The organism is Nitrospirota bacterium, assembly GCA_037386965.1.
Lineage (GTDB): Bacteria > Nitrospirota > Thermodesulfovibrionia > Thermodesulfovibrionales > JdFR-86 > JARRLN01.
In genome coordinates this window covers 1-6,399 of the sequence record JARRLN010000108.1, presented here as the reverse complement: position 1 = coordinate 6,399, position 6,399 = coordinate 1, and the positions used below count along the sequence as shown (strand labels likewise).

Genomic DNA, 6,399 nt, shown 5'->3' with positions numbered 1-6,399 from the left:
GTTTCACATCCGCCGGGTGGCCCTCTCCGGCGGGGTGGCGGCAAACAGCTCCCTCCGGGCCCGCATGAAGGAGATGGCCCGCGAGAGGGAGGTGGAGCTTTTCCTTCCCCCGCCGGGCCTTTGCACGGACAACGCCGCCATGATAGCCCTGGCCGGCTATCACCGCCTGAGAAAGGGGGAGCGGGCCGGCCTGGACCTGAACCCCCGACCCTATCTACCCCTGGGTGTGCCCGCGGAATAGGCTTTCCCCTCCCCTGCCGGAGGATACGGCCAGAGGCACGCACGTCCGCCGTGTCCCCGCAGAGGAAGGTCACGGCCCATAAGCACCCGGAAGGCTGTGGCCAAGGGTTCGTTCACATTTCGAATGAGGCAGTTGCTTTCTTGTTTTTTCAGGTCGATTTTATTAAGCTTAGAGCCATGCTGAAACTGGACAAAATATCCATCTTTGAAGACCTTTCCGAGGAAGACCTCAAGGAAATAGAGAGGTTCCTCGTCCCGGAGAGCTTCGGCAGGCGGAACCTCATCTTTGCCGAGGGGGACCCCTCCGAGTGGTTCTACTTCGTGGTCAAGGGGAAGGTAAAGATTACCAAGCTCTCCCAGGACGGCAAGGAGATAATCCTGGAGGTCATCGGGCCCGACGAGTTTTTCGGGGGAATAGCCGTGGTGCGGGGCTTCCCCTACCCGGCCAATGCCGTGGCCATGGAGGACACCGAGGCGGCGAAGATATCCCGGAGGGACCTCCTCAAGGTCCTGGAGCGGTTTCCGGAGCTTGCAATGAAAATCGTCCAGAGCCTGGGGGAGCGCATGAAGGAGTCCCACGAGATGACGAAGACCATCGCCCTGGAGAAGGTCGGCGCCAGGATAGCCGCCCTCCTTCTGAAGCTGGCCTCAAAGAGCGGCCGCGAGAGCCCCGAGGGAATCGAAATCGGCCTCCGGCTCACCAAGCAGGACATCGCCGAGATGGTGGGCACCACGGTGGAGACATCCATCCGCACCATGAGCCAGTTCAAGAAGCAGGGGCTCATCGAGGAGAAGGAAGGCAGGATCGTCATCAAGGACCGCGCCGGGCTGGAGGCCCTGGGCCTCTGACGCCCGGCCTCTACGCCTGTCCCTCCCCTCCAAAGAGGGTGACGGCCATCAAGTAGAAAAATACGAAGATGGATGCGACCTCCAGTATGCCGGAGAGGGCCAGCACCGTGCGGTAGGCCGGGACCCCGGGGTTGTACCGGCCCAAGGCGTCCATGACCACCATGCCCAGAAGCCCCGCGTTGGCCATCCAGAATTGCGCTTCCGCCAGGGCCGTCTTTTTCAACAGTCGCCCGGCGAACCGGGGCAGGATATGGTAGCCCACCCCGTATATCATCATGGAAACCCAGCCCAGGAGCATGAGGTGAGAGTGCACGAAGGTGAGCGTAACCCTGAAGGGGCTATGAATGATCATCAGCACGCCGATGACGGAGGCCACAGAAAGATAGACGATGCTCATGGCGATGAAGCCCTTAACGTACCGGTCCATGTATCCTCCTCGATGCGGTGTTTTCCCGTATTATGCGTCCCTTCCTCCGAAGCCGCCATGACCGCCGTCATAGGCCCGGGCTCTCCCCTATGACCTTCGTCATAGAATCTTAGCACGGAGGGCCGTATCATAGAATCAAAGACGCAAAGGAGGTCACTCTCATGGCTACCACGGAGAAGCGCTACACCAAAGACTCCCTTATCGGCGACGTGGTCAAGAGCAGTCCGGAAGCTCGCGCGGTCATCGAGAAGCACTTCGGCAACGGGTGCTTCACCTGCCCGGGGATGAACGTGGAATCCCTGAGCTTCGGCTGCATGATGCACAGCCTCGACCCCGAGGCCATAGTCGCGGAGCTGAACGCCCTCGGGGAGGGCAAATGAAACCCCGGTGCTTTGTCTGCGGCTACGACGGGGCCGACAGGGTCTATCTGCACTGCATCCACGAAGGTGAGGAGAAGACGGTCTGCGTCCGCTGCCTGCCCGTGCTCATCCACGGAGCGCATTGAGAAGGAGACCCCCAGGGGCGGGAAAACGTCGCGGGCGAAAATATCTCGAAAACGAAGGGCCGGGGGCCGGGCGCTACCGGCCCTCTTTCTTTGTGAGGAAGGCCGCGGCCTCCACGTGGTAGGTGTTGGGGAAGAAATCCACCATCCTCACCTCGTCCAGCTCGTAGGCCGGGGCGAGTTTCTTGAGGTCGCGGGCCAGGGTGGAGGGGTTGCACGATATATAGAGCACCCGGGGCGGCGCCAGGGCGAGCACCCGCTCGAGGGCGGCGTTGGTGAGGCCCGGCCTGGGCGGGTCCAGGACAACCAGGTCGTAGGCGCCTTTGAGCTTCACGCTTTCCGCCCTGCCCCGGAGGATGTCATAGCCCCGAAGCCCGTTTTGCTCCACGTTCCTCCGCGCGTCCCTGATGGCGTGGGGGTTGTCCTCCACGGCGGTCACCCGCACGTCGCCGGCCTTCATGAGGGGAAGAGAGAAATTCCCCGCTCCCGCGTACAAATCCAGCACCCGGACGCCAGGCGCGGGGTTCAGCTTCTCAAGGAGGAGCCCCACCAGGGCGCGGTTCAGCTCCCAGTTGCTCTGAAGGAAGCTCCACGCGGAGACCGTATACCGAAGCCCCGTGAGGTCCAAAGCAACGTACCCGGCCCCCCGGTAGCTTCCATCCTCGAAGGCGACCCCCGCAAAACCGCTTTCCACCAGGCGCTCGGCCAGGCCCTCGTCGAAAGGCTTTCCCTTGACGCAGGCCAAGAGGCCGTCCCCGCTGGTGATGTGGATTTCCTTCGCCCCCAGGAGCCACTCGGGTCTGAGCCAGCCCAGGGCGGCGTTAATCTCCTCCGCCATGAGGGGGCAGCCCTGCACGGGCACCACCTCCCGGGTGCCCTCGCGATAGAAGCCCACCTCGCCCGTGCGGGAGACCTTGAACTGTCCCCTGCGGCGATACCCGAAGGGCTTTCCCGTAAGCGAAGGGGCCGGCTCGCTCCTGATGTCTCCGATGCGCCTCAGACAGTCCGTGAGGACATGGGCCTTCATGGCCGCCTGTATCTCGTAGGAGGCGTACTGAAGCTGGCAGCCCCCGCAGCGGCCGAAATACGCACAGGGAGGCTCCACCCGGTGCTCGGAGGGCTCCACCACCTCGGAGACCGCGGCCACGGCGTAGTCCTTCTTCCTCTCCTGCACCCTGACCTGCACCACCTCGCCGGGAATCGCACCGCGGATGAATATCACCCCGTCGTTGCGCGCCAGGACATAGCCCCCGTAGACGGCGTCCTCCGCTTTCAGGACATCCGTGCTCATTTGCTCAGGAGCTTCCTTATCATGGCCTTCATCTCCGAGAGGTCGGCCGATTTGACGATGTAGGCCTCCGACGCCCAGACCGCGAAGTCGTCCCTGTAGTCATAGGCCGTGGACATTATGATAGGCAGGCGGGGCCTCTTCTCCTTCATGCGCCGGAGCAGGCTGATGCCGTCTATGTCCGGCATCAGGATGTCCAGGGTGACGAGGTCCGGGTTGTCGGACTCGAACTTCTCCATGGCTTCCTTGCCGGTGCTGGCCGTCACGACATCATACCCTTCCTCGGTGAGTTCCTCTTCATAGAGCTTCAGGATATGGGCGTCGTCGTCCACGACGAGAATCTTACTCATGCGCTTCCTCCTTCAGGGGTAGATAGATTTTAAAGACGGTGCCCGTACCGATGCCGCCGCTGCGAGCTTCGATCCTTCCGTTGTTCTCCTCGATAATCCTCTTGGAAATGGCCAGCCCCAACCCCGTCCCCGTAGGGCGCGTCGTGAAGAAGGGGTCGAAGATGCGGACCAGGTCCTCCTCCCGTATGCCGCACCCCGTATCGGTCACCTCCAGGACGCCGCTTCCGTCCGCGGCGTACGTCCGCACCGTCACCGTGCCCTTCTCCGTGGCCTGATTGGCGTTGTTCATGATGTTGAGGATGGCCTCCTTCATCCGGTCGGGGTCCACGTTTATCATCACCTCGGGCTCAAGCTGCCGCACCAGCGCGTTGCCCCGAGCCGAAACCTCGCTTCCCAGAAGGTCCAGCACTCCCGTGACCACGTCGTTGAGGTCCACCTCCCTCTTGGAAACCCGCACCTCCCGCACGAAGCCCAATATCTCCCGGAGAATGTCCTCCAGGCGCGTGACCTCGTTGGAGATGATGCGCGCGTATTCCTTGAGCCCCCCGTCGAGCTTGTTTTCGAGGCGCTTGGCGAACCCGCCCACCGAGACGAGTGGGTTCCGGATCTCGTGGGCGACCTTGGCCGCCACCTCGCCCAGGGCGGCCATCCGCTCCTTGGACTGAAGCTTCTCCCTCAGGTCCTTGATCTCCGTGATGTCCCTGACGATGTGCACGGTGCCCAGAAAATTGCCGTCCGTGTCGAAAATGGGCGATGTGGACGTCAGGAAGGTTCCGCCCAGGTTCGGGTCCTCCAGCTCCTCCACGTAATGTTTGAGGGTTTCCATGGTCTTGTGATGCGAACAGAGGGGCCAGGGCTCCTCCATGCCGTGGAAGACCTGGTAGCATTTCTTTCCCACGATGCTCTCCTTGGACATCCCCAGCCTCTCGGCCACGGCATCGTTGACGCTCTTTACGGTGTAGTCCTTGCTCGTGAAAAACACCATGTCGGATATGGAGCGGAAGATGTTCTCCAGCTCGGCCTCGGCCAGGGAGACCTGCTGGAAGAGGCGCGCGGCCTGGATGGCCGCGGCCACCTGATCGGCAAAGCCCGTGAGGAACTTCATGTCCTCTTCCGTGATGGGCTTCTTGTTGAAGTAGTTGTCCACCCAGAGGACGCCGATGACCGTTCCCCTGTACATGAGGGGCACCGCCGCATAGGCCTCCGTGCCCAGCAGCTCCGTGAGGGGGGCGTGCGCCTCGGGCTCCCTCCGGGCTTCATGGACGTTCACGGGCCTTCTCTCCCTGACACACCGGGCCAGGACCGTGTCGCCGCCCAGGGGCATGGCCACATCGGCGTCCAGCCTGTCCAGGAAGGAATCCCTGAGCAGGGGGCCTTCCACGATGTCCTGCATCATCTCGTGGAGGGTCCTGTGGTCCGAAGAGAGGGTATCCCAGACCCTCCAGGCCTCCTCGGGGCTCGACGGGCCCACTCCCATGGTGGCCCTCAGAACGCCCTGCCCCTGGTCCACGAGGAACAGGATGGCGCGGTTGAAGCCCAACCCGTCGCTCACCGTCACGGCGGTGAGGACCATCTTCAGGAGCTTGTCCAGCTCCAGGGTGCCGGTCATGGCCGAGCTGATGAAGAAGAGCCGGGAGAGCTCCTGGTTCCTCCGTATGAGCTCCTTCTCCACCCGCTTCTTGTCCGATATGTCGCGGGAGATGCTGCTGATGCCTATGATCTCGCCGGTGACGTCCTTGATGGGCGAAAGGGTAAGGCTCACCTCGATCAGGACGCCGTCCTTGCGCCTGCGGAAGGTCTCCATCTTGAGCACTTCGCCCCGCCGTATCCTCTCGATGTTCTCCTTCTCGAACTCCACGAGGCTCTCGGGCACGAAGGGCAGGAACTGGCCGACGACCTCGTCCTTCTTGAACCCGTAGATCTCCTCGGCAGCCGGGTTCCAGGACTTGACGACGCCCTCGTTGTCGAAGGTCACGATGGCGTCGGCGGAGTTGCCGATGAGGCTCTCCATGTACTCCTTGGTCTGCATGACCTCCTTGTACAGACCCATGATCTCCTCCTGGTACAGAACCCTGTCGGTGATGTCCTGGATGAAGACCACCGCCTCCGCCACCTCACCCTTGTCGTCCTTTATGGGATAGGAGGCGAGGTCGGCGTAGTTCAGGCCGCTGGACTGCGTAATGGTGTTGATGTCGCCCTCCTCAAAGGTAATCCTGGCCGCACAGTGCGGGCAGATGCCGCCCTTCTCGTGAAAGACGTCCAGGGCGTTTCTGAGGATGATCTCCTTGAGGGGCTTGTCTATCCAGCGCTCTATGTAGCGGTTCGCGGCCGTGATGGTGTAATTGCGGTCCAGGGTGATGATGCCGCTCTGAACGCTCTCGAAGAGAAGCTCCATGCGCCTCTTGGCCTCGACGATCTGGGCTTCGATTGCGACGTGGCCTCGCTGGTCCTTTCCCGCGCGAAGCGCGCGCTTCTGGTGTTCACGCTGTTCGCGCTCGGCAACCTGTTCCGGCGCCGCGGCGAAGTGGACCGAGCGATCCGCATTCATCAGAACATTATCGCGCGCCCGGACCTTGCAGCGGAGCAGCGAGACCAGGCACTTTACTCGCTGGCAAAAGACTACCTGCATGCGGGTCTGCTTGATCGTGCCGACAATGCGCGCGCCCCGGTAAAGGTAGATCGCCTTGGCGATCTTGAAGCTGAACAGGGCCAGCGGCAGCGCCGAAAAGATAATCAGGGGCGG

General features: G+C 62.3%; 8 protein-coding genes and 1 pseudogene. 5 read left to right on the top strand and 4 right to left on the bottom strand.

The genetic code is table 11. The annotated features are described in order from the left end of the window. Positions 1-241 (top strand): tRNA (adenosine(37)-N6)-threonylcarbamoyltransferase complex transferase subunit TsaD (locus tag P8Y39_12135; GenBank protein ID MEJ2193065.1); only part of this gene is annotated, 241 nt, incomplete at its 5' end. Between the two features lie 176 nt (positions 242-417). Then, positions 418-1,089, top strand: coding sequence for a Crp/Fnr family transcriptional regulator (locus P8Y39_12130; protein MEJ2193064.1), 672 nt, complete (start codon positions 418-420; stop codon positions 1,087-1,089). Between the two features lie 10 nt (positions 1,090-1,099). On the opposite strand, the gene P8Y39_12125 is transcribed toward P8Y39_12130, so the two are convergent. Then, positions 1,100-1,516, bottom strand: a complete 417-nt coding sequence (locus tag P8Y39_12125; GenBank protein ID MEJ2193063.1) for a hypothetical protein — start codon at positions 1,514-1,516, stop codon at positions 1,100-1,102. 161 nt (positions 1,517-1,677) lie between these two features. Here P8Y39_12125 and P8Y39_12120 point away from each other — a divergent pair, with 161 nt between their 5' ends. Together P8Y39_12120 and P8Y39_12115 are read left to right on the top strand one after the other, a co-directional pair. Further along, on the top strand, positions 1,678-1,896 hold the full coding sequence (locus P8Y39_12120) for a DUF1858 domain-containing protein (protein MEJ2193062.1): 219 nt from the start codon (positions 1,678-1,680) through the stop codon (positions 1,894-1,896). Beyond that, complete coding sequence (locus P8Y39_12115; GenBank protein ID MEJ2193061.1) at positions 1,893-2,021, top strand: hypothetical protein; 129 nt, start codon at positions 1,893-1,895, stop codon at positions 2,019-2,021. The genes P8Y39_12120 and P8Y39_12115 overlap by 4 nt, the downstream gene beginning before the upstream one ends. 73 nt (positions 2,022-2,094) lie before the next feature. Here P8Y39_12115 and P8Y39_12110 read toward each other — a convergent pair whose 3' ends face one another. The 3 genes from P8Y39_12110 to P8Y39_12100 are packed head-to-tail and all read right to left on the bottom strand — an operon-like array spanning position 2,095 to position 6,051. Continuing rightward, a complete protein-coding gene (locus tag P8Y39_12110; protein MEJ2193060.1) occupies positions 2,095-3,309 on the bottom strand; it encodes a class I SAM-dependent RNA methyltransferase in 1,215 nt (404 codons plus the stop codon). Beyond that, complete coding sequence (locus P8Y39_12105; protein ID MEJ2193059.1) at positions 3,306-3,656, bottom strand: response regulator; 351 nt, start codon at positions 3,654-3,656, stop codon at positions 3,306-3,308. The genes P8Y39_12110 and P8Y39_12105 overlap by 4 nt, the downstream gene beginning before the upstream one ends. Further along, on the bottom strand, positions 3,649-6,051 hold the full coding sequence (locus tag P8Y39_12100; GenBank protein MEJ2193058.1) for a PAS domain S-box protein: 2,403 nt from the start codon (positions 6,049-6,051) through the stop codon (positions 3,649-3,651). Before P8Y39_12100 ends, P8Y39_12105 begins: the two co-directional genes overlap by 8 nt. Before the next feature lie 93 nt (positions 6,052-6,144). Between P8Y39_12100 and P8Y39_12095 the strand changes: the two are divergent. Then, positions 6,145-6,399 (top strand): annotated as a pseudogene (locus P8Y39_12095) (hypothetical protein).

What these genes read in the sequence shown, in the direction of transcription:
- P8Y39_12130 (MEJ2193064.1), top strand. Translation starts at nt 418, where the DNA reads ATGCTGAAACTGGACAAAATATCCATCTTTGAAGACCTTTCCGAGGAA.
- P8Y39_12125 (MEJ2193063.1), bottom strand. Translation starts at nt 1,516, where the DNA reads ATGGACCGGTACGTTAAGGGCTTCATCGCCATGAGCATCGTCTATCTT.
- P8Y39_12120 (MEJ2193062.1), top strand. Translation starts at nt 1,678, where the DNA reads ATGGCTACCACGGAGAAGCGCTACACCAAAGACTCCCTTATCGGCGAC.
- P8Y39_12115 (MEJ2193061.1), top strand. Translation starts at nt 1,893, where the DNA reads ATGAAACCCCGGTGCTTTGTCTGCGGCTACGACGGGGCCGACAGGGTC.
- P8Y39_12110 (MEJ2193060.1), bottom strand. Translation starts at nt 3,309, where the DNA reads ATGAGCACGGATGTCCTGAAAGCGGAGGACGCCGTCTACGGGGGCTAT.
- P8Y39_12105 (MEJ2193059.1), bottom strand. Translation starts at nt 3,656, where the DNA reads ATGAGTAAGATTCTCGTCGTGGACGACGACGCCCATATCCTGAAGCTC.
- P8Y39_12100 (MEJ2193058.1), bottom strand. Translation starts at nt 6,051, where the DNA reads ATGGAGCTTCTCTTCGAGAGCGTTCAGAGCGGCATCATCACCCTGGAC.